The 19,840-nt window shown below is 60.9% G+C and carries 20 protein-coding genes; 5 read left to right on the plus strand and 15 right to left on the minus strand.

What is annotated here, in order from left to right:
- Positions 1-11: 11 nt before the first annotated feature.
- Positions 12-1,220, minus strand: coding sequence for an antibiotic ABC transporter permease (locus V5N47_RS11270; protein WP_338727600.1), 1,209 nt, complete (start codon positions 1,218-1,220; stop codon positions 12-14).
- A 191-nt stretch (positions 1,221-1,411) separates the two neighbouring features.
- Between V5N47_RS11270 and V5N47_RS11275 the strand changes: the two genes are divergently transcribed.
- Together V5N47_RS11275 and V5N47_RS11280 are read left to right on the plus strand one after the other, a co-directional pair.
- Positions 1,412-2,500 (plus strand): DUF354 domain-containing protein, encoded by a 1,089-nt coding sequence (locus V5N47_RS11275; RefSeq protein ID WP_338730293.1) that lies wholly within the window; start codon positions 1,412-1,414, stop codon positions 2,498-2,500.
- 81 nt (positions 2,501-2,581) lie between these two features.
- Positions 2,582-3,043, plus strand: a complete 462-nt coding sequence (locus tag V5N47_RS11280; RefSeq protein WP_338727601.1) for an SRPBCC domain-containing protein — start codon at positions 2,582-2,584, stop codon at positions 3,041-3,043.
- A 1-nt stretch (position 3,044) separates the two neighbouring features.
- On the opposite strand, the gene wecB is transcribed toward V5N47_RS11280, so the two are convergent.
- The 9 genes from wecB to V5N47_RS11325 all read right to left on the minus strand — a co-directional run bounded on the left by wecB (position 3,045) and on the right by V5N47_RS11325 (position 11,559).
- Positions 3,045-4,133 (minus strand): UDP-N-acetylglucosamine 2-epimerase (non-hydrolyzing), encoded by a 1,089-nt coding sequence (wecB, locus tag V5N47_RS11285; protein WP_338727602.1) that lies wholly within the window; start codon positions 4,131-4,133, stop codon positions 3,045-3,047.
- Positions 4,130-5,227, minus strand: a complete 1,098-nt coding sequence (locus tag V5N47_RS11290) for a glycosyltransferase family 2 protein (RefSeq protein WP_338727604.1) — start codon at positions 5,225-5,227, stop codon at positions 4,130-4,132. The genes wecB and V5N47_RS11290 overlap by 4 nt, the downstream gene beginning before the upstream one ends.
- Complete coding sequence (locus V5N47_RS11295) at positions 5,228-6,568, minus strand: nucleotide sugar dehydrogenase (RefSeq protein WP_338727605.1); 1,341 nt, start codon at positions 6,566-6,568, stop codon at positions 5,228-5,230.
- Complete coding sequence (locus V5N47_RS11300; RefSeq protein ID WP_338727606.1) at positions 6,565-7,551, minus strand: Gfo/Idh/MocA family oxidoreductase; 987 nt, start codon at positions 7,549-7,551, stop codon at positions 6,565-6,567. The genes V5N47_RS11295 and V5N47_RS11300 overlap by 4 nt, the downstream gene beginning before the upstream one ends.
- Complete coding sequence (locus V5N47_RS11305) at positions 7,548-8,651, minus strand: DegT/DnrJ/EryC1/StrS family aminotransferase (RefSeq protein WP_338730294.1); 1,104 nt, start codon at positions 8,649-8,651, stop codon at positions 7,548-7,550. Before V5N47_RS11305 ends, V5N47_RS11300 begins: the two co-directional genes overlap by 4 nt.
- Complete coding sequence (locus V5N47_RS11310) at positions 8,651-9,286, minus strand: acyltransferase (protein ID WP_338727607.1); 636 nt, start codon at positions 9,284-9,286, stop codon at positions 8,651-8,653. Before V5N47_RS11310 ends, V5N47_RS11305 begins: the two co-directional genes overlap by 1 nt.
- Positions 9,287-9,472: 186 nt before the next feature.
- Entirely contained in the window at positions 9,473-10,057 is a 585-nt protein-coding gene (locus V5N47_RS11315) for a metal-dependent hydrolase (protein WP_338727608.1), read from the minus strand.
- Positions 10,058-10,059: 2 nt separating this feature from the next.
- Complete coding sequence (locus V5N47_RS11320) at positions 10,060-11,049, minus strand: DUF1616 domain-containing protein (protein WP_338727609.1); 990 nt, start codon at positions 11,047-11,049, stop codon at positions 10,060-10,062.
- 231 nt (positions 11,050-11,280) lie between these two features.
- Complete coding sequence (locus V5N47_RS11325; RefSeq protein ID WP_332900075.1) at positions 11,281-11,559, minus strand: PadR family transcriptional regulator; 279 nt, start codon at positions 11,557-11,559, stop codon at positions 11,281-11,283.
- 427 nt (positions 11,560-11,986) lie between these two features.
- Here V5N47_RS11325 and V5N47_RS11330 point away from each other — a divergent pair, with 427 nt between their 5' ends.
- Together V5N47_RS11330 and V5N47_RS11335 are read left to right on the plus strand one after the other, a co-directional pair.
- Complete coding sequence (locus tag V5N47_RS11330; RefSeq protein ID WP_338727610.1) at positions 11,987-12,490, plus strand: hypothetical protein; 504 nt, start codon at positions 11,987-11,989, stop codon at positions 12,488-12,490.
- 64 nt (positions 12,491-12,554) lie between these two features.
- Positions 12,555-12,992, plus strand: a complete 438-nt coding sequence (locus V5N47_RS11335; RefSeq protein WP_338727611.1) for an NUDIX domain-containing protein — start codon at positions 12,555-12,557, stop codon at positions 12,990-12,992.
- Here the strand turns inward: V5N47_RS11335 and V5N47_RS11340 are convergent.
- The 3 genes from V5N47_RS11340 to V5N47_RS11350 all read right to left on the minus strand — a co-directional run bounded on the left by V5N47_RS11340 (position 12,989) and on the right by V5N47_RS11350 (position 16,921).
- Positions 12,989-13,297, minus strand: coding sequence for a HalOD1 output domain-containing protein (locus V5N47_RS11340; protein ID WP_338727612.1), 309 nt, complete (start codon positions 13,295-13,297; stop codon positions 12,989-12,991). The genes V5N47_RS11335 and V5N47_RS11340 overlap by 4 nt on opposite strands.
- A gap of 395 nt (positions 13,298-13,692) precedes the next feature.
- Complete coding sequence (locus tag V5N47_RS11345) at positions 13,693-14,397, minus strand: phosphoglycerol geranylgeranyltransferase (RefSeq protein WP_338727614.1); 705 nt, start codon at positions 14,395-14,397, stop codon at positions 13,693-13,695.
- Between the two features lie 40 nt (positions 14,398-14,437).
- The gene (locus V5N47_RS11350; protein ID WP_338727616.1) at positions 14,438-16,921 is read right to left on the minus strand and encodes a DNA topoisomerase I; all 2,484 of its coding nucleotides are present in this window, start codon (positions 16,919-16,921) and stop codon (positions 14,438-14,440) included.
- Positions 16,922-17,087: 166 nt separating this feature from the next.
- Here V5N47_RS11350 and V5N47_RS11355 point away from each other — a divergent pair, with 166 nt between their 5' ends.
- Positions 17,088-17,564, plus strand: coding sequence for a hypothetical protein (locus V5N47_RS11355; RefSeq protein WP_338727617.1), 477 nt, complete (start codon positions 17,088-17,090; stop codon positions 17,562-17,564).
- Here V5N47_RS11355 and V5N47_RS11360 read toward each other — a convergent pair.
- Both V5N47_RS11360 and V5N47_RS11365 read right to left on the minus strand, forming a co-directional pair.
- Entirely contained in the window at positions 17,561-19,141 is a 1,581-nt protein-coding gene (locus tag V5N47_RS11360; protein WP_338727618.1) for a S8 family serine peptidase, read from the minus strand. The two genes, V5N47_RS11355 and V5N47_RS11360, sit on opposite strands and share 4 nt — an antisense overlap.
- A gap of 23 nt (positions 19,142-19,164) precedes the next feature.
- Positions 19,165-19,800, minus strand: a complete 636-nt coding sequence (locus V5N47_RS11365; protein ID WP_338727619.1) for a helix-turn-helix domain-containing protein — start codon at positions 19,798-19,800, stop codon at positions 19,165-19,167.
- Positions 19,801-19,840: the final 40 nt, after the last annotated feature.

Raw genomic sequence — 19,840 nt, forward strand, 5'->3', positions numbered from 1 at the left:
CCGTGTTTTCTTCAGCGCACATCGGTCGCCTCCGGTGGCTGTACGTTCGCTTCTCTGTACGCTAGTGCGTACGCAGAAATGGCGTAGGCCATCCACGCCTCTGCCCAGCGCATCAAGACGATGCGCCTCGTGTAAAACCGCTCTCTGCGGTAGTAAAACCGGCCATCCCCCGCGTAGAGCGTTTTTCGCGTCCACTCGAGAATCCGCGCCGCGAAGGCGAGGTCACCTGCTCGCGTGAACACGATGATACCTTGTGCGGCGGCGTGAATGTCGCGCGGGAAGGTTCGTTTCTCGTCCCAGCGGGGCGCGCCGTCTCGCTCAAACAGGTGGTCGCGGTAGAACTGCAGACTGCGGTCGAGCGCCGGAGAAAACCGCGTTGCATCGACCTGTTCTGCGTAGCGCAGGAGACACTCGATGATGAAGCCGTTGTGGTGGCCGTCCATCGAGAGGTGCGACGCCTCTCGTGGGTCGCGGTAGTACCAGCCGCCCACGGGAGTTTGGCGGGCGACGACGAACGAGAGCAACGCAGTCGCCTTTTCGGCGTACGCCTCGGTTCCCGTGTGCTCGTAGAGATCACAGAATAGGCTCGCCGCAAGCGCGATGGCGTTCAGCGTGTGGTAGGTCGCGTCCTCAGCGGCGACGTAGGTGATGTAGGCTCCATCGGCGGTTTCCGTGTAGTTGAGGTCGCGCGTGAGGAACTCCGCGGCGCTCTCTGCCAGCGTCGCGTACTCGGGGTCGAACGCCGACAGCGCGAGGAGCGCACGCACGCCGTAGGTGGTCGAAACCACGTCGCCTTCGGTAGGTAAGCGCCGGCTGCCGAGGTCTTGGAGGGCGTGAGCGTGACCGCCACAGAAGCCGTGATAGCCCGCTCGACGGTTGTCTCCGAGCCAGTCTGCGAGTCGCGTGGCTTCCGCGTCGTAGTCCACCTCGTCGAGCCCAAGCAGGCTGGCGTTTCGGTTTGCGAGCGCGAACAGCGCACTCCCCTTGAAGCTCTGGCGTTGTTCGACGAGAAACAGCCGTCTGAGGTTTATCGGGGCGCGTTTTATCCCCTCTTGGATCACGAGATTGAGCCACTGGTTCTCGATGGGAATCGCCTCAAGCAGCTGGCTGCTCATGCCGTCTGCGTAGTCCCAGCCGGTGTACGACCGCGTTCGGGCGTATCGGAGCGTCTCCGCGAGTAGCGATTCGGCTTCGACGGCGTGACCCGGAGCGGACGTCATTCACCGAACAAAGGGAGTCACAACGAATTGTTATGGCGAGCGTGTGCGCGATTGCGTGACTGTAATGACTGCTTATAGAAACCGGTCGAATCGCGGTTCTCTACCCCCACCACATTATGTCGCCCTTACAGTGACTCTGGGAAAATATGCGCCGATTAGTAACGCCGCTCGCCCACCTGTTTCTGGCAGAGATGCGATACCTGTTTTTTACAAACACCCCCGCCCACGTCCACCTCTACAAACACGCCGTCCGTCGCCTCGAAGCCGCGGGACACGACGTCCTCGTCCTCGGCAGGGATTACGGCGTCACCGTCCCGTTACTTTCGTACTACGAACTGCCGTACCGCGTCTACGGGAAATGCGGACCGTCGAAAAACTCACTGCTCCGAAATTTGCCCAGTCAGTTTGCCACCATCTTCCGGGAGGCTCGTCGCTTCGACCCCGACCTCATCTTCGGGATGGGGTCGTACGCCGCGTTCGCCGGGGCGGTCTCGCGCACACCCGTCGTCCTCATCCTCGACTCTGAGCCAACGAACATCGACCACTTCGTCTCCCGCCCGTTCGCCACGGCAATACTGACGCCACGCGCCTTCCACAAAGACCTCGGCGCGAAACACGTCCGCTTTGCGGGCTTCAAAGAGACGGCCTATCTCCACCCGGACGTGTACGCGCCGAATCCCGACATCCGCGAGCTGCTTGGCCTCGGCCCCACCGAACGCTTCGCCATCGTCCGCTTCAACGCCTTTGGCTCACACCACGACGTTGGCCACGCCGGATTCAGTCCGGCTCAGCGCCGCGAACTCATCGAAGCGCTCGCGGCCCACGTCACGGTGTTCGTCTCAGACGAATCGGAGGCGATGGAGTTTGACACCCTTCCGGCACGACGCTTCGCGTTGCATCCGGGCTTGCTCCACGATGCCCTCGCCGCTGCTGATTTACTTGTTGCAGACACCCAGACGATGGTCACGGAAGCCGCCTTGCTCGGGACGCCCGCCATCCGGTCGAACTCGTGGGTGGGCGCAGACGACATGGGCAACTTCACCGACCTCGCCGCCCACGGCCTCATCTACAACATCCGGGCGTTCGATGACGTGCTCGACACCGCCACCGCGCTCGTCGCAGACGAAGCTGCGAAAGACGAGTGGGCCGAAAAACGCGATGCCTACGTCGCGGACAACGTGAATCTTACCGACCTCATCGTGAGCGTTGCAGAGCAGTTGGGCGACACAACCGGCCTCGACCTCACCGCAGACATCACCCCCGTCAGACCCGCTGCCTGACTGTTCTCCACGCCGCGCTGACAGTCTTCTGTTCCCCACAGTTTGGTGAGTGCTATCACCTCAGCCGACGTTATGTATCGCATGGCAGAACTCACCACCTCCGTCGACATCGACGCCCCACCAGCAACGGTCTGGCAGGTACTCACTGACTTTTCGAGCTATCCGGGGTGGAACGACTACATGCACATCTCCGGCCAGCCAACGGTCGGCTCGCGCCTCCATGTCAGCCCCGGTCCCGCTGCCGGACGATTGCCGACGTTCAAACCGCGCGTGCTCACCGCAGACGAGAATCGCGAGTTGCGCTGGCTCGGACATTTCTACGTGAACGGCCTGTTCGACGGCGAACACCGCTTCGTTATCGACGACCTCGGCGACGGTCGCTCACGGTTCACGCAGTCAGAAACGTTCTCGGGACTGCTCGTCGGCCCGTTCAACCGCCTCATGAGCAGTCAGACCGAGCGAAACTTCAACGCCGTGAACGCGGCGCTCAAAGAACGTGCAGAATCGCTCGAACAAGCAGCGCATTCAGATACCGCCGCCTGAGTCAATTTTTCACGGCGAGCGGCGCTTCACGAGAGAGTATGTCTGAGAGTTTCGCGGCAGCGTGTCCGTCGCCGTAGGGCGTTGGCTTTGCGTCCACATTCAACGCGAACTCGTGGGTCAACCCGGCACGAATCGCGTCAGGGGCTGCGCCAACAAGGATGTTCCACCCGGCCTCGACCGTCTCCACCCACTCAGTCTCCTCGCGGAGGGTGACGCAGGGCGTGTCGAGGAAGAAGGCCTCTTTTTGAATCCCGCCGGAATCGGTCGCCACGCGCTCTGCGCCCGCGAGCAGGCGGACGAGGTCGCGGTAGCCAACCGGCGAGATGAGCCGCAGATTGTTGTGGGCCATGTCGAGCAGTTCGAACTCCTCTAACCGGGCGACGGTACGTGGATGTGCCGGGAACACGACCGGGAGTGGCGCATCACCGAGTGTCTGGATAATTCGCTTCAGCGTTTTCGGGTCGTCCGTGTTCGCTGGGCGGTGGATTGTTGCGAGGAGGTACTCGCCGTCACGCAAATTGAGACAGTCGAGAATTGGTGACTCCGCCATCGCCCGGTCGTGGACCGCGAGGATGGCGTCGTACATCACATCGCCGGTGAGGTGGACACCGTCGGTGATGCCTTCGTTTGCGAGGTGCGATACGGCCGTCTCGGTCGGTGCGAACAGCAGGTCAGACGCGTGGTCGGTGAGCACGCGGTTTACCTCCTCTGGCATCTCTCGATTAAAGCTTCTGAGCCCGGCTTCGACGTGCGCGAGCAGGCAGTCTCGCTTCGCTGCAACCATCGCTGCGGCGAGCGTCGAGTTGGTATCGCCGTAGACGAGCACCACATCTGGTTGTTCGTCGTCGAACACGGCGTCCAGCTTCTCCATCATCGCCGCCGTCTGGCGAGCGTGTGGCCCGGAGCCAACGCCGAGGTTGTAGTCCGGCTCTGGAATCCCGAGTTCGGTGAAAAACACCGCAGACATCGTTTCGTCGTAGTGTTGGCCGGTGTGGACGAGTACTTCCTCGTGGTCGCGGCGCAGCGCCTGCGAGACGGGGAACGCCTTGATGAACTGTGGGCGTGCGCCCACGACAGCACAGATTTTCATTGCGTATCACGTCGGTTCGGTTCGATAGCGGGCGAGGATTCGGCTGGCGGCGACACCGAGCGAGAGACGGGTTCCATCGCGTGGTCACCCTGTCCGTCACCCGGCTTGTGATGGACGAGGATGACGAGGTGCGCGTTTCGTTCGACGTCAGCGCTCACCGCGAGAATGAGCAAGAGCGCAGAGAGCCAGAACATCGTAATCGTCAACATCACGTCGGCCATCATCGCCACGCCGGTAAGCGCGTCGCGAATGGTGAGTGCGGCGGCGACGATGCCGATGAGCAGGCCACACAACCCGAAGATGTAGCCGAACACCGCCGGGTGGAAGTCGTAGACGAAGAACTTCATCTTAAGCCGCCAGAGGAACGTCCGAAACAGGATGTACGAGAGGTGCGGGACGAACGTCGAGTAGCGAATATCGCTGATTTCGTCGCCGTAAATCGAGGGATGGGCAACCTCAGCGAGCCGCTGGTCGTAGACGTTGAGCATGACGAGCAAGTCGTTCTCGAAGCCGTAGCCCTCGTAGAGCTCCTCGAACGGGATGGTCTTGAGCGCATCCACAGAGATTGCAGAATAGCCGTTTTGCGGGTCAACCATCTTCCAGTAGCCACTTGCAACCTTCGTCAGGCCGGTGAGAATCGAGTTGCCGAACACCCGCCACCGGCTCATCCCCTCGCGGTACTCTTTGTACCAAAGGCGATTTCCCTTCACGAAGTCGGCCACGTCGTCGACGATGGGGTCGAGCATGCGCGGGAGTTGGCTTGGATCCATCTGCCCGTCGCCGTCCATTCGCGCGACGATGTCGAGGCCGTCTGCGAGCGCGAGCGCGTAGCCTTGTTTCACACAGCCGCCAACGCCCACGTTTCGTGGGTTGTCCATCGGGACGACCCGCTGGTCGTAGCCCGCTTCGCTCGCCACCGTCTGGTTTGCTCTGGCCGCGCTCTCTTGAATTACGTCCCACGTGTGGTCGGTCGAGCGGTCGTTAAACACGTAAATCCGGTCGATATACTCAGGAATCGTTTCGATGACAGTCCCAATGAGTTGTGACTCGTTGTATGCGGGCACGACGATGCCGACACGTTGCCCGCGGTACATCTATCGACTCCCGATAGTGTAGACGCGGTGGTCTGCCGCCCGCCCGTGGAGGGTGCCGCGTCCGTCGATGACGGCCACGTTGTCGAAGCGCGACCAGTCGATATCATCGAACTCCTCGTGTGGCGTGACGAGAATCACACCATCCACGTCGTAGGCTTCCTCGTCGTCGAGCGAGACGCGAACCGCGTCGAACTCGCTCGTGTCGTCTAAGATGGGGTCAACCGCGAGTACGTGTGCACCCATCCGCCGGAGCGACTCGATGAGCGGCTTTGCGGGTGCGGCGCGCGTCTCTTTGATGGCTGGCCGGTAGGTCAGCCCGAGCACGAGGATGGTCGATTCCGCAATCTGCTTCCCGCTGGCTTCGAGTTCCTCGCGCATTTTTCCGGCGGTGAACTCGGGCATGCTGTCGTTGACCTCGCGAGCGGTGCGGAGCAACGGCATGTCGCCTTCCACCCGGCGCATGACGAAGTACGGGTAGTAGGGGATGCAGTGGCCGCCAACGCCCGGCCCCGGCGAGTGGAGGTGGCAGAACGGTTGGCTGTTCGCCACCTCGATGGCTTCGTTCACGTCCACGCTGAGGTCGTCTGCGTGGCGGGCCAGCTCGTTTGCGAGCGCGATGTTCACGTCGCGGTAGAGGCCTTCGAACAGCTTCACGGCCTCCGCGGTGGTCGCATCCGAGACAACGAGCACGTCGTTCGAGTTGATTTCGTGGTAGATGAGTTCGGCCACACGGGCGCTCTCTGCGTCCACGCCACCGACGACCTTCGGGTATGCGCCGCGAATGTCCTCTAAGGCGCGGCTGCTCGAGGTGCGCTCCGGACAGAACGCGACCCCAAATTCGCCAAACGAGAGTCCGCTCTCTGCTTCGAGCAGCGGGACGACGAGGTCTTTGCTCGTGCCCGGCGGCACGGTGCACTCGATGACGACGAGGTCGCCCGGCTTGAGGCCGCGCCCGATTTTCCCGACCGCATCTTCGAGAATCGAGAGGTTGGGGTCTTTCTCCTCGGTGATTGGCGTCGGCACGATGACGACGTGGACGCGGGCCTCTGCGACCGCAGTGTCGGCTTCCGTCGTCGCGCGGAGTTTCCCGTCCATCACGAGTTCGGCGACGAGTTCGTCGAGGCCGGGTTCGCGTTCGATGGGGCACTCGCCGCGGTTGATGGCCTCGACGACGGCGGGGTTTACGTCCACGCCGATGACGTTGCTCGTTGCCTCTGCGTAGCACGCAGCGAGCGGGAGCCCCATCTTCCCGAGTCCGAACACGGAGACGGGAATCTCTCCCGATACGAGTGCGTGACGTTGGTCTTCGGGCGATGCAGTCGAGTTGTAGAGTCCCTTCATTCGGTGAGTACCTTTGCTTTCATCTCGCTCGCAGACGCGAGCCCGTCGATTTCGCGGGCGACCTCGATTGCGCGAAGCGCCTGCGCTGCGGTCACGAGCGGCTGGCTGCCGGTTGCGACCGCGTCGATGAACGCGCTGAGTTCGCGTTTGAGTGGTTCGCCCGTCTCGACGAGCGGCCGTTCGGTCACGCTCTCGAAGCGCTGGCGCATCTTCCCGCTCTCGTCCGTGTACTGCGGGTGGAACTGGCGGTGGATGCGCACCGTCTGGTCGATATAATCGACTTCAATCTGGCACTCGCGGGCGGTGACGTTGAGCGTCCGCACCTTTTTCTGGGTGAGGCGGCTCGCGGTGAGCACGCCAAGGACGCCGTTTTCGAAGGCGACTTGCGCGGTTGCGTGTTGCACCCCGCGCGCCCCGGTTGCCGAAATCCGCTCGATGGGGCTGTCCACGAGCGTCAGGAGGATGTCGATGTCGTGAATCATGAGGTCCATCACGGCGCTGTCTTCGATTTGGCGCGCCAGCGGTGGGCCAAGGCGGTGGGCTTCGATGGCGATGACATCGAGGTCGGAGATGAGTTCGAGCAGCGCGCCCACGGCTGGGTTGAACCGCTCGATGTGGCCGACTTGGATGATGACGCCGTATTCTTCGGCGAGTTCCATGAGTTCGCGCCCTTGGGCTAAGTCGTCAACGAACGGTTTTTCGATGAGGACGTGGACGCCGCTCTCGATGCACTTGCGCGCCACTTCGTAGTGGAACTGGGTCGGAACGGCAATCGAGATGAGGTCTGCTTGCTCGATGATTTCGTCCAGCGAGAGTGCGGTCGTCCCGAAGGTTTCTGCCACGTCGTGGGCGGCCGCTTCGTTCGCGTCACAGACGCCAACGAGGTGGACTTTCGAGAGTTCGCTATAGATGCGGACGTGATTGCGTCCCATCACGCCGGTTCCGATAACGCCTGCGTTCAGTGTGCCGTTTGTCTGGCTCATAGTTGTCCCTCCGTGTAGACGGTCACCGCATCCGCGATACGCTGGACGTCCTCGGCCGAGAGCGTCGGGTGGACCGGCAGCGAGAGCACTTCGTTCGCTGCGCGCTCCGATTCCGGCGCGTGGAACGTGATGTCCGCATAGGCCGGTTGCTGATGGATTGGTTTCGGGTAGTAGACGCCCGAGTCGATTCCCCACTCATCGAGGTGTGCCATGAGCCCGTCGCGGTTCTCAGTCCGAATCGTGTACTGGTGGTAGACGTGCGTCCGGTCTGCGGGCACGTGTGGCGTGACAACGTCACCGTCTGCGAGTGCCTCGGTGAGGAAGGCGGCGTTGTCCTGTCGCGCCTGCGTGAAGGCTGGGAGTTTTTCTAACTGGGCGCGCCCGATGGCCGCGCCGATGCTGGTGAGTCGGAAATTGTGCCCAACCTCTGAATGTTCGTAGGTGCCCACACGACCGTGGTTGATGTAGCGCGCGGCGCGCTCTGCAACCGCCTCGTCGTCGGTGAGAATCATGCCACCTTCGCCGGTGGTCATGTTTTTCGTCGGGTAGAACGAGAAGCAGGCGGCGTCGCCGAGCGAGCCAACGCGCGTTCCGTTCACCGTCGCGCCGTGTGCTTGGGCGGCGTCCTCGATGAGGGCAAATCCAAACTCATCGCGGAGTTCGGCAAGGTGCGCCATATCCGCGGGCAGGCCGTAGAGGTGGACGGCGAGCACGCCGTCGATTTGTTCGCCCGCGCGAAGCTGTGCTTCGAGCGCGTGCGGGTCGATGTTGTACGTCGCCGGGTCGATATCGACGAAGCCGACGTCAGCGCCCGCGAGGCGGATGCCGTTTGCGCTCGCGATAAACGAGAACGGGGAGGTGACGATGCGAGACCCCTGTCCGAGCCCGAGGCCGATGAAGGCGGCGTGGAGGGCGGTCGTCCCGTTCGAGACGGCGACGCCGTGGGCCGCGCCACAGTAGGCGGCGAACTCGTTTTCGAACGCCCGGACTTCCGGGCCGTCTGCGAGCTGGCCGCTTTCCATAACGGCGACGACGCGCGCGATTTCTTCTTCGCCCATGCGTGGGTCGGCGAGGTGGATTCGCTGGTCGGGAATCGACATCATGCGATCTGATTTCCTCCCTGCAGCGACTCCGGCAGCGGGCGGTAGGTCGCGGGCACGCCGAGGGCGAGCGTGCGCGGTGGCACGTCCTCTACGACGAGCGCTCCAGCGGCGATAAAGGACGCTTTGCCGACAGTGACGCCCGGCAGAATCGTCGCGTTCGCGCCAACCGAAACACCGTCTTCGAGAGTCGGCCCAACCAAGTCGAACTCCTTTCGAATCGGGTACATGTCGTTGGTCATCGTGACCGCCGGGCCAACGAACACGTCGTTACCGATGGTGGTGTTCGTCGGGATGTAGACGTTTGTCTGCAGGCTCACGCGCGAGCCGATGGTCGTCTGCCCGTCGATGACGGTGTTGGTTCCGACGAGCACGTCATCACCGATGGTGGTTCCCTCGCGGATGACTGCGTTGTGACCAGTTCTGAGATTGTCGCCAATCGTCACGTCGGCGTAGATGTTGGTTCCCGCGCGGATGGCCGCGCAGTTGCCGATGGTCGTTGGACGTTTGTGTACGTCGTAGGCGGTCGCAAGATAGACGCCGTCTTCGATACGGCAGTGGTCTCCAAGCTGTACTTGTTGCGGTGTCTGTTCCCCCGCATTCACCGGCTGACTGTTATCGTAGCTGTGACTCATAACTCCCTGCCCTCCCCCCGTTTCCACGATACCCCGTGTTGGTGGTGGGCTTGTTATCTGAATGCCTCTTTTCGCGCTTTGTTATTCAGGTACTGACCATCGGAAGTCTGGGATTTATTTGCAGAAAGGAATGACAAACCGGGCGTACTGTCGTGCGATTTTCGAATATATCAGTCGTTAATCTGCTCAGTCTCGCGGAGCCGATCGCTCACGACGCCGCCGGCCCGAAAGCGAGAGTCCGGGGTGGCCATCGAGCAGCCAGAGACCAAACGCAGCAAACAGCAGCCCGAACTCGAAAAGGAGGTAGGCTGTGGCTTCCGGCGTTCCAAGCACGTCCACGTACTGGCCGAAGTAGTAGATGAAGTTCGCAAGCAAGCCGGGGCGCGTGCTCGACTCGACTTGGATGAGCGGCCAGAAAAACGAATCAAACTTCGGCGGGCTGCCAAGCGCGAGCGGATACAGCGCGTCGGCTGGAAGGTGAAGCAGATACCCAACGCCGAACGCCGTTCCAACGTCTCGTCGCCCGCGAAACAGCGCGACAATCCACACGAGCGTGACCACCGGGACGGCAATGAGCACCGAATGAGCGAGCGACGTCCCACTCGGGAGGATGGCGAACGTCCAGCCAAGCGGTTTGTCGATGAGGTCTGGGAACTGCGACCCAAGCGCCACGGCGAGGGCGGCACCCGCAGAGGGACCTTTGCGGTGGGTGAGGTGCACGGACAGTGAATACACGAGGTAGCCAACCGCGAGGTGTTCCCAGGGCCACATACTTAGGCAGCCTCAGTAACCGTCACCCAGAGATAGAGTTGCCGGTAAGCGTTGGCCTGCGTCGGCGTCTCCGGGGCGTCCCCCTTGTAGAGGAGGTACGCGATTCTGAGGTCGTCGCCCGTCGTCTCGGGCGTCACCGCGTGCGGAGCAACCCAGCGGTCGCCTTCCGCAACTGTCTCAGAAAAGCGGTCGAGTTCGGCGGTTCCCGTCACCTGTCCCGCCTCGTTCACGCGCTGTATCTGGACGACGACGGTGTAGGTGACCGATTCTTGCTCGAAATTCGAGACAGCAAACACCAACTCAGCCGACTCGCCGCGAACCAACTCGGTTGGATATCCTCCAGCGATGAGCTGACCGTTCTCTTCTGCGAGCAATTGGAAGTCGGTGTACGTTTCACCCGACTCCGGTGCGACGAGCGCAAAGCCAAGCCCTGTGAGCGACCCGGCGATAGCGACCACCAATACGAGCGTAATCGCGACATCGACGGACTCGGTTTGCTGGTGCCAGCACCGAATCGCCTCGTACTGTTCGTGAGGAACCAACGCGAACCGGGTTGCTTCTGGCACGCGCAACCGGCGCAACGCCCCGAGCAGTGAGAAGCTAATCGTCAGGAACGAGACGGCGGTGACGAGCGGACCAACTGAGAGGCCAAAGGCTGTCTGCGAGATGAAAAACGCGGTGAGAATCACGACCACGAGGCTGAATGCCACCGAGAGCGCGAGGCGCTCTGCGATGTCAAGACTTGGTACCACGCGGTCTGTGTCGGCGGTCTCGTCATGACGGTGTGTGTGTCCCGGAAATGCGACCGTCGTCAGGGCGAACCCTGGAAGGAAGGCTAACGCAAGCAGTGAGAGAAGGATGCGAACCGGCGACGCCGCGTCGAGCAGGATGATGACCTGTGAGAGGATGACGAGAACGATGACGATGCTCACGTCCCACGGCAGTCGGCGGTCGCTCGTTTCACTGCCGAGTCCGACGCTCAACGGTTTCATCAGCTCCCTCTGGCTGTCGTGGGCGTGTCGAATCGGTCGTGGGTCTCCGCGTTCATTCTTGGCTGGTACACGCGAGGAATCTGCTTTGTTAGTCGGAAGCTATCTGCCGTCTGGCTGTGGCTACTGGCGAGAGTCCACATGAGAAAAAGCGATGTTATCCGTGCGATACTGCAATAGGAGTGTTCGAACTGTGACAGCCCGCGGACAGTCTGTCGCTCCCATGTCTCCCGGTTACATCACGGCGCTTAGATACTGACGTTCCCATTCGCGGCGCTTTTCGATGAGGTCTTTCCCCCGTTGGGTGATGTTGTAATAGTTCGTGCGCCGGTCGATCTGCCCTTTCTCTACCAGCTCCTTTTCGACAAGGGTATCGAGATTTGGATACAGTCGCCCGTGGTTGATTTCCCCGACGTACTGTTCGAGTTCTTCTTTGATTGTCTGCCCTGACGGTTTGTCTTTGCCGTTAATGACGTACAGCAGGTCACGCTGGAAGCCTGTCAGTTCGAACATCTCCATTGACATGTAAAGCAATACTTGCGCTAGGGATTTTGTTATCCACCCGTGAATGTCTGTTAATTGCGAAACACTATCCGGGTTGTATCTGTACGCTGTCGTGTAATGCATGCTTTCGCGAACACGTTCCGTTCAATCTGAATAAACGCCATAACACGCCCAGTTCGGGCGAATAAGGCAGATACGGGCAAAATAGTATCTGCTTTCACCACGGTAACCACACCGATTAGGAGATACCTGTTCCTGACGTATCATTAATCGGTGGTTTATAACGACTCTGTAACAAAGTCGGTCGCTCAAGTATAGGTGGTTGTTCGGGCACATGATGCACACAAGGGTGGGCAGGGATGTCCGTGGTCGCTCTCAGGAGCTGAACATGTCACAGACGACGGATACACTCTCAAAAGATAACATATTCGAGGTATTGAGCAGTTCTCGGCGTAGATACGTCATCTACTACCTCTACTCGCACGAGGGAAAAGCAGAGCTGAAAGAGTTGGCGACACACATCGCCGCGTGGGAAAGTGGTGAGCCACTCGACGCCATCACTGATGAAGAGACCAGACGAGTCTACATCTCGCTCTACCAGACGCATCTGCCCAAACTCGCCGAGTTCGACATCGTTCGCTACGATAGCGACGCCCGTATTGCAGAACTCACCGCCAAGGCAACCCAACTGTCTCGCTATCTCGACTCAGAGCCAGCGCCGACGCTTCCGTGGCCGCTCTACTACGCGGTCCTCTCGGTCGTCAGTTTGTTCTTGCTTGTTGGGTTATGGCTGCAGTTTCCACCATTTAACTCGATGAACGGCACCTCTGTCGCGTTCATCATCGCGATCGGCGTCATTGGTATCACGGTCGTCCACTATCTCTACACCCGCCAACGCGGCGGGAAGGATATGACCTCAATTGAGTCGCTTATCGAATGACCAACAATCGGGATGGTCTTTAGGTCGAGAGTAACTAATGTGACGGCTCTCGTTTTTGTTTCCCATGATTTCACAGTGGGTGGACACTGTCCCCAAAGCCTGTGCTTACGTCACCCGAGAGGTCGATGGCTGCCCGCAGTTGCTCGTGTTCAACGAGGCTGCCGTTTCCGGTCTGCAGATTCCAAAAGGCACCATCGAGCACGCAGAGTCGCCGTACGAAGCCGTGCTCAGAGAGGTCGCAGAGGAAAGCGGGCTCACCGACTTCTCAGCCATCCGCCCACTCGGTGCAGATACGTGGACGCGCGAGAAAGCAGACCGCCTGAAACACTACCGCAGATATTTCTTTCACCTCGAAGTCGATGAGCAGCGCGACGCGTGGGACCACACCGTCACGGGTCGGGGCGAAGAGGTCGGTGACGTGTATTCGTACTCGTGGGTGCCATTGCCGACCGATGCCACGTTCAGACAGAATCTCGACGCACAGCTCTCGAAGCTCGTCTAACGCTGGTCTGCGAGCCGTACCGTGGTTTCGTGGTGGGGTGTAATCGAGATGTGGCCGCTGCTGTGGACGCTCACCTCGTAGTTTTGGATTGAAAAATGGATGTACCCAGCGCCGCGCGGTCGTCCGTCCGGCTGAGCGTGAAACAGGCGGTCAAGGGCGTCAGGGTCGATGACGTCGTTGAGCGGGCCAAGTTCGTTCGGTGATTGCTCACTAATCGACGTGAGCGCGTCCATGATTGTCGTTCCGATGCCGTCGTTGCCCGGTTCGTGGTAGCTGTGATAGGCCTTTGCGTGTTGCTCGTGCAACGGTACCGTTCGGTTAGCAGTTTGGTGTGAATCCATCGTAGGTGGGGTGAAATATGGGGGTGCTCAAATACGTGCGTGCATCGTGTTGACTGCGGATTTTCTACATTCGCTTGTGAGTCGAACCAGTATATAGTCATTCGGGTTTCGGCGGCACATAAATACAAAATTGTTTTGAAATACTGAGTGTCTGCAATATCTAGATGGGCGTTCTAGGGGTAGTATATTCGGGTTAATCCATATAGTGGTTCAAATACTATGTCTCCGCTATCTGGTAAATTTGTCGAACAATCTGCCAGTGGCCACATTATTTAAATACGGTGTTCTGCACCGCTACCGGCCCAGATTGCCGACACCTGGTGCTGTGTGGTCGTCGAACGCCGGAAAACTCTCAGCAGTTAGTTCGCGTCTTTTGCGCCGCGAACGGTCGCTTCGACGGCATCAACGCCCTCGTCGTGAACGAGGTCACCAACGATGATGGTATCGGAGACTTCCGCCATCTCGTAGGCCGTGTCGTAATCACCGATGCCGCCGCCGTAGAACAGCGTCGCGTCGTCGAGGGCGTCGTGAGCCGCCTTTACGGTCTCTGGGTCGCCAAGCGTACCCGAGTACTCGATGTAGACGATTTCCTGCCCGAACATGTGCTCTGCCACCTCGGCGTAGGCCGCCACGTCGTCCGGTTCGAGGTCGCAGTTCGCTTGCGTGTACTCAGCGACCGACGACTCGGGGTTGAGGACGATGTAGGCTTCTGTCGTCGTCATCTCCCAGTCGATGCTGTCGTCTAAGCGAACCCATTCTTTGTGTGCGCCGGTCATCCACGTCATGTCGCCCGCGTTGAACACGACTGGGATGAGGTAGCCGTCGAGATAATCGGAGTGGACGACCGCCCCGGCGTGGCTCGGTTCGATGTAGAGCGGCGTGTCGTACTTTCCACAGGCATCGACGACGCGAGCCATCTTCTCCTCGGTCATGCCCGTCGTGCCACCGATTTCGATGGCATCGGTTCCCGTCGCACACACGTCTTCGAACGTCTCGCCATCGGCGAGTGTCTTGTCTGGGTCGAGCTTCACGATGTGGTCCCAGTCATCCCACGGATTTCGCATACGCTTTCAAATCCAACGGCTGACTAAAACCCCTTCGGCCTTAGTCTGCTTGGGCTTGCCACTCGCGGACACGGTCTGCGCTCACGCCCTGTACCTGGTCTGCAACGTCTTCCGGGCTGGCGCTTTTCAGGTCATCTAAGCTCTCGATGCCCGCATCTTTGAGCTTCTCTGCGGTCTTCTTGCCGACCCCCGATAAATCTTCAATATCTGTCACTTCGTTGCGCGACTTGTACTCGACGTAGTTGCAAATCGGACAACCGAGTTGCCACGGTTCGTCGCCGCTGTGAACGACGAGTTCCGGCAGGTCGTGTTCCTCACACCGTTCTTCGGTGACCTCAATCTCGCCACGACGTGGCAGTGGCAGCGAGTAATCACAGTCTGGATAGCGCGTACAGCCGACGAGCCGCGACCCCGTCCGGAGGCGCTTGATGGCGAGTTCGCCGTCGTGTTCCTCACCGCATTCCGGACAAGTGCCGATGACTTCGTCTTCCTGTTCGTCCGCCTCGTCTGCCTTACACTGCGGACAGCCGTGGACGAACGTCTGACGACCGGCGAGCATCTTGACGTGGCGCAACTCGTGGTCCTCGCACGTCTCATCTAAGATGAGTGGCTTGCCCGTCGAGGGGAGTGGGAGGGTGTACGTACACTCCGGATAGCCGTCACAGCCAACGAAGTACGAACCACGGCGGGAGCGACGAACCAGCAGGTCGTTGCCGCAGTCGGGACACGGCCCGAGCGTCTTGTCCGCCTTGAGCGACTTCTGGATGTGCTCGCCAATCTTCTCGCGGGAGGCTTCGAGTTCCTCGAACACCTCCTCTAACATCTCCCGTGACTCGGTGGTCACCTCGTCGAGCGTGGCCTCGCCACGGGCGATTTTCTGCATGTCGGCTTCGAGCTGGCTCGTCATCTCCTCGGTGACGAGGTTTTCTGCGTAATCTTCGCCCGCTTCCACGACGGCCATGGCGAGGCGGGTCGGGCGCGGTGGGTCGGATTCGACGTAGCCCCGGTCGTAGAGTTTCTCTAAGGTTTCGTGGCGGGTCGCTTTCGTGCCAATCCCCATCTTCTCCATCGTCTCGATGAGCCGTGACTGACCGTATCTGCGCGGCGGCTGGGTCTGTTTGTAGTCGTTTCGCACGTTGCTGACCGCGAGTTCCTCGCCTTTGTCCACGTCGGGGACGAAGTTCTCGTTGGTTGAATAGTACGGATAGACGGCGTGGTAGCCGGGTTCGAGCAGGCGCTTGCCGTTCGCTTTGAGGCTGAGGCCTTCTGCCTCCGCGACCACGCGCAGGTGTTCCCACTTCGCGGGGTCTGCACACGTCGCGAAGAAGCGACGAACGACGAGTTCGTACACTTCCCACTCCGCCTCGCTGATTTCGGTCGGTGTCGGAATCTCGCCCGTCGGGTGAATCGGCGGGTGGTCGGTCGTCTCGCTGTCGCCCCGGGTCGGTTCGATGTCCTCGACCTCCAGCAGCGATTTCGCGTCCTCGCCGAAGGTGCGGTGGTTCTGGAACGTTTCCAGTAAGTCGCGCACGTCCAAGTCGTTCGGGTACACCGTGTTGTCCGTCCGTGGATAGGTGATGAACCCGGAGGTGTAGAGGTCTTCTGCGATGCTCATCGCGCGCTTTGCCGAGTGGCCGAGCGACCCCGCCGCGCGGATGAACTGCGTCGTGTTGAACGGCGCTGGCGGGTCGTCGGTGCGCGTCCGGCGGTTGACCGACGTGACCGTCGCCGCGTCCACCGTCTGGAGCGTCTCGAACACCTCAGCAGCAGTGGCTTCGTCCCAAACCCGCTCTGCTTCCGTGCCGTCGTCTGCCTCGTAGAAGTACTGCGCTTCGAACGCTTCGGCGTCTTTGGTGAGGTCTGCAAACAGCTCCCAGTAGTCTTCAGGGTCGAACGCCTCGATTTCGCGCTCGCGGTCGACGATGAGTTTGAGCGTCGGACTCTGGACGCGACCCACGCTGATGAAGTCGTTGCCCAACTGCCGAGCCGAAAGCGAGAGGAAGCGTGTGAGTGCTGCCCCCCACACGAGGTCGATAATCTGTCGTGCCTCGCCGGAGGCCGCGAGGTCGAAGTCGAGGTCGTCAGGGTCGTTGAACGCCTTCGTAACCTCGTTTTGCGTAATCGAGGAAAAGCGCACGCGCCTGACGGGTACGTCTTCGTTCACTTCGCGGACGAGTTCGTAGGCTTCCTTGCCAATCAACTCGCCTTCGCGGTCGTAGTCGGTCGCAATCGTGACCGCGTCTGCCTTCCGCGAGTAGAGGCGCAGTGTGCGGACGATGTTCTCTTTGGTCGCCGTTTTGACGACCTGTGCGCCGATGAGCTCGACCGGCTCGACGTCGCGCCAGTCTGAATACTCGGGCGGAAAGTCCACGTCCACGACGTGGCCGGACAGCCCGATGACGCGCTTGTCTGCCCAGCGATAGACGTTGACGCCGTGTTCGCGCTCGACGCTCGCGTGCTCGCCGGAGAGAATGTCGGCAATGCGGCGGGCAGCGATGTCCTTTTCTGTAATTATCAGCTCCACGAGGCAACACCCCGCGAGATTGCAGTCATTACCACCGACCTACGCGCAGGTTGTTTCTATACTTTTCGCCGTAAAACCGCCACACAGCGCCCGTGCGCGTCGTGCGCTTGCGCACGCGAGAGTGAAAACCGATTGCCTCTTACCCCGTCGCGCCAAAGCCGCGGGCATGGACAAGGGAACCGTCCGCGTCCTCGAATTCATCGCGGCGCAACTCGTTCTCATCTCGGTGGGCGTCCACCTCTTTCTTGGCATCCCCCGCGTGCTCATCTACGCTCGCCCAAGCGCCGTCTCCTACTATCTGAACTCTGCGGCGTTCCCTGACCCACGCCCATTTCTGTTCACGGTGTCCGCCGTCGTCGTCCTTGTTGGCCTCTACGCGCTGTTCAACGGGCTTCTCCCCCGCAAGAACCTCTACCTCCTCGGGATTGCCATGATGTGCACCTACATCGGCAGTTGGGTGCTCTGGCACACCGTCGTCAACCACGGTCAAGTGTTCCTCGCCGCAGGCGGCCACACCCACGGCGGGGGCATCCTCACGACGGTCATTCAGCACCTCGTCGAAGTGCCCTTAGACGCCGCCTCGAAGCTCTCTGAGGCGGGCGCGGCGCTCATCTTCGGCTTGCTCTACTGGAAAACGGATTAGGGCTCGGTGGCCATGCCGGTATCGCGCGGTTCGTAGGCCTCTTTCGCCCGTTCGTAGGCCGCTGAGACGTTTATTTCGCCGTAGCCGCTCGCCGCATCCACACCGTCTGCGTCCATGTCGGTGGCCGACTCGGTGAGCAAGTTGGCAATCTCATCGCTCGACAGGCTCGGGTACGCGGATTTCACGAGTGCAGCAGCCCCCGCGACGTAGGACGCCGACACGGACGTCCCAGCGGAGACGCCCGCGATGTCAACGCCGCCAACCCCACCCGGCGCGACGAGGTCAACGCCGGGGTCGCCCGTTGCGGTCGGCCCGCGCGAGCTAAACGCGGCAACCGACCCGTTCTCGCTCGCGCCCACGGTCACCACCGACGGCGCGGTCGCCGGGGCGGCGAGACTCCCCTCCGCGGTCGCATACGTCAGCGTGTGGCTGGTCGAAAACAGGTTGAGCGTCGCGTTCCCGGTGGTGTCCTCGCCGTAGATGGCAACGTAGTACTCGCCTTCGGGAACCACCACGGAGATGCGTTCGAGCCCTGCTTCGCGGCTGGTCGATTTGGCGACGACGGTGTCTTGCCCGCCGGTTTCACGAAGCAGATAGAGGTCGTAGTCCTCGCTCGTGTTCCACGAAAGCGTCAGGTGTACCTCGCCCTTGACGGGGTCGCCACCGGCGAGTGCGTTGCCTTCGACACCGTCTGCAAACGCGACCCACGGCTCGTCTGAGTCGGTCAGTTTGCCTTGCCAGTGGCGGTCTGCGTAGTTTCCGGCGGAGGTGACAAACAGCACCTCTTCGCTCGCGCGAGCAGCGATGTCGTTGATTGTGGACTCGCTCTCACCGTGGTCGAAGTAGCTGCCCGCATCGAGAATGATGTCCGCCTCAGAATCAAGTAACCACGTCACCGCTGCGTCGTACTCGTCGGTCGTCGTCTCTGTGCCAACGTCCGCGAGATAGAGCGTCGCGTTCGGCGCGGTGTCCGCGACGATGCTTGCGACCGCTGTGCCGTGTGCGTCTGCAGCAGGTGGCGAGTCTTCGGTCGAGAACGTCCGGTACGCGCCGACGGAGTCTGCGATTTCGGGGCTGCTCACGCGAAAGCCCCTTCCGACGATGCCCACAGTCACGTTTTCACCCGAGATTCCGTCCTGCTGGAGTGCAGCCGCGCCAATCGTCTCGACGCCTGCCGCCACGCGATTTTTGAGTCGTGGCATGTGCGGTTGGCTCTCGATGAGGATGGTTTCGGTGCTCGGGTCTGCAGAGAGCATCGTAATCTCAGAATACGGAATCGAACCGTGGAGATACTGGATGCCTTCACGCTCCTCTACGCGCTCTATCTGGAGACTATGGCCCGTCGGAAGCGGCGCGCCCTGTTTCAACATCACGACGACTTGCGCGTCGCGGTCTACCTGCTCGTGGCGAAACGACGCTTCGACGGGGCGAATCTGCTCTTCGAGTTGTGCGAGGCGTTCCTGACTCGGCCCGTCGAACTGCTCGCCCGTATCGAACACGAAACTAGGAGCGACGGCGACAGCCACAAGTGCGAACACCACCGAAAAAGCCGCAAACTGCCCCCAACGCTCCCACATACGTATACTCCCGCAATTAATCGTTAAATTCTTTCTCTTTTAGGAGTCGTCTGCTCTTGGACGTAGAGCCAGCCTGCGACGAGTGCGAGGACGAGCGCGCCACCGGCGAAAAACAGCGCACCGGGTGGGACGGCGTCGAAGAACGACAGCACGCTTCCCGACGACCCGACGGAGTCGGGTACGCGCGGGAGGCTTCCGGGGCTGCCAACGCCGACGACGGTCGTCTGGACGAGCAGTTCGACGAGCAGGCTGGCGACGGCGAGGACGCCCACGGCGGCGAACAGCCGCTTGAGCGAATCGACGAAGCCGTCTTTTTTCTCTTCCCGCCCGACGAACACCACGAGCGGTTCCTGTGCCGGGGCATAGACGTTCATCTCACGACCCTTTGGTGAATAGCGCATGTCTGCGACGCGAATCAGTCCCGCGTCGTCTAAGTTGGTGAGGTGATGGCGCACGTTTTGGAGCGAGGTCCCCACGGAATCGGCCAACTCAGAGGCTACCTGTGGCTCTTTGTGGAGTTCCGTGAGAATCGCCCGTGCCGTCTCGGACGCGAGCGACGATAGCAGGTCGCCTGCGTCCTCGTTGTCTAGCCAGAGCGTTCGCAGCTCGCCCTCTTGGTTCGAGAGGGCATCGCTGTCGGAGGGCATCAACCCTGACATTGTTCTGGATACGATGTGGAGCCATATTAAGCCCCATTGC

Source organism: Haladaptatus sp. DJG-WS-42, from assembly GCF_037198285.1.
GTDB lineage: Archaea > Halobacteriota > Halobacteria > Halobacteriales > Halococcaceae > QDMS2.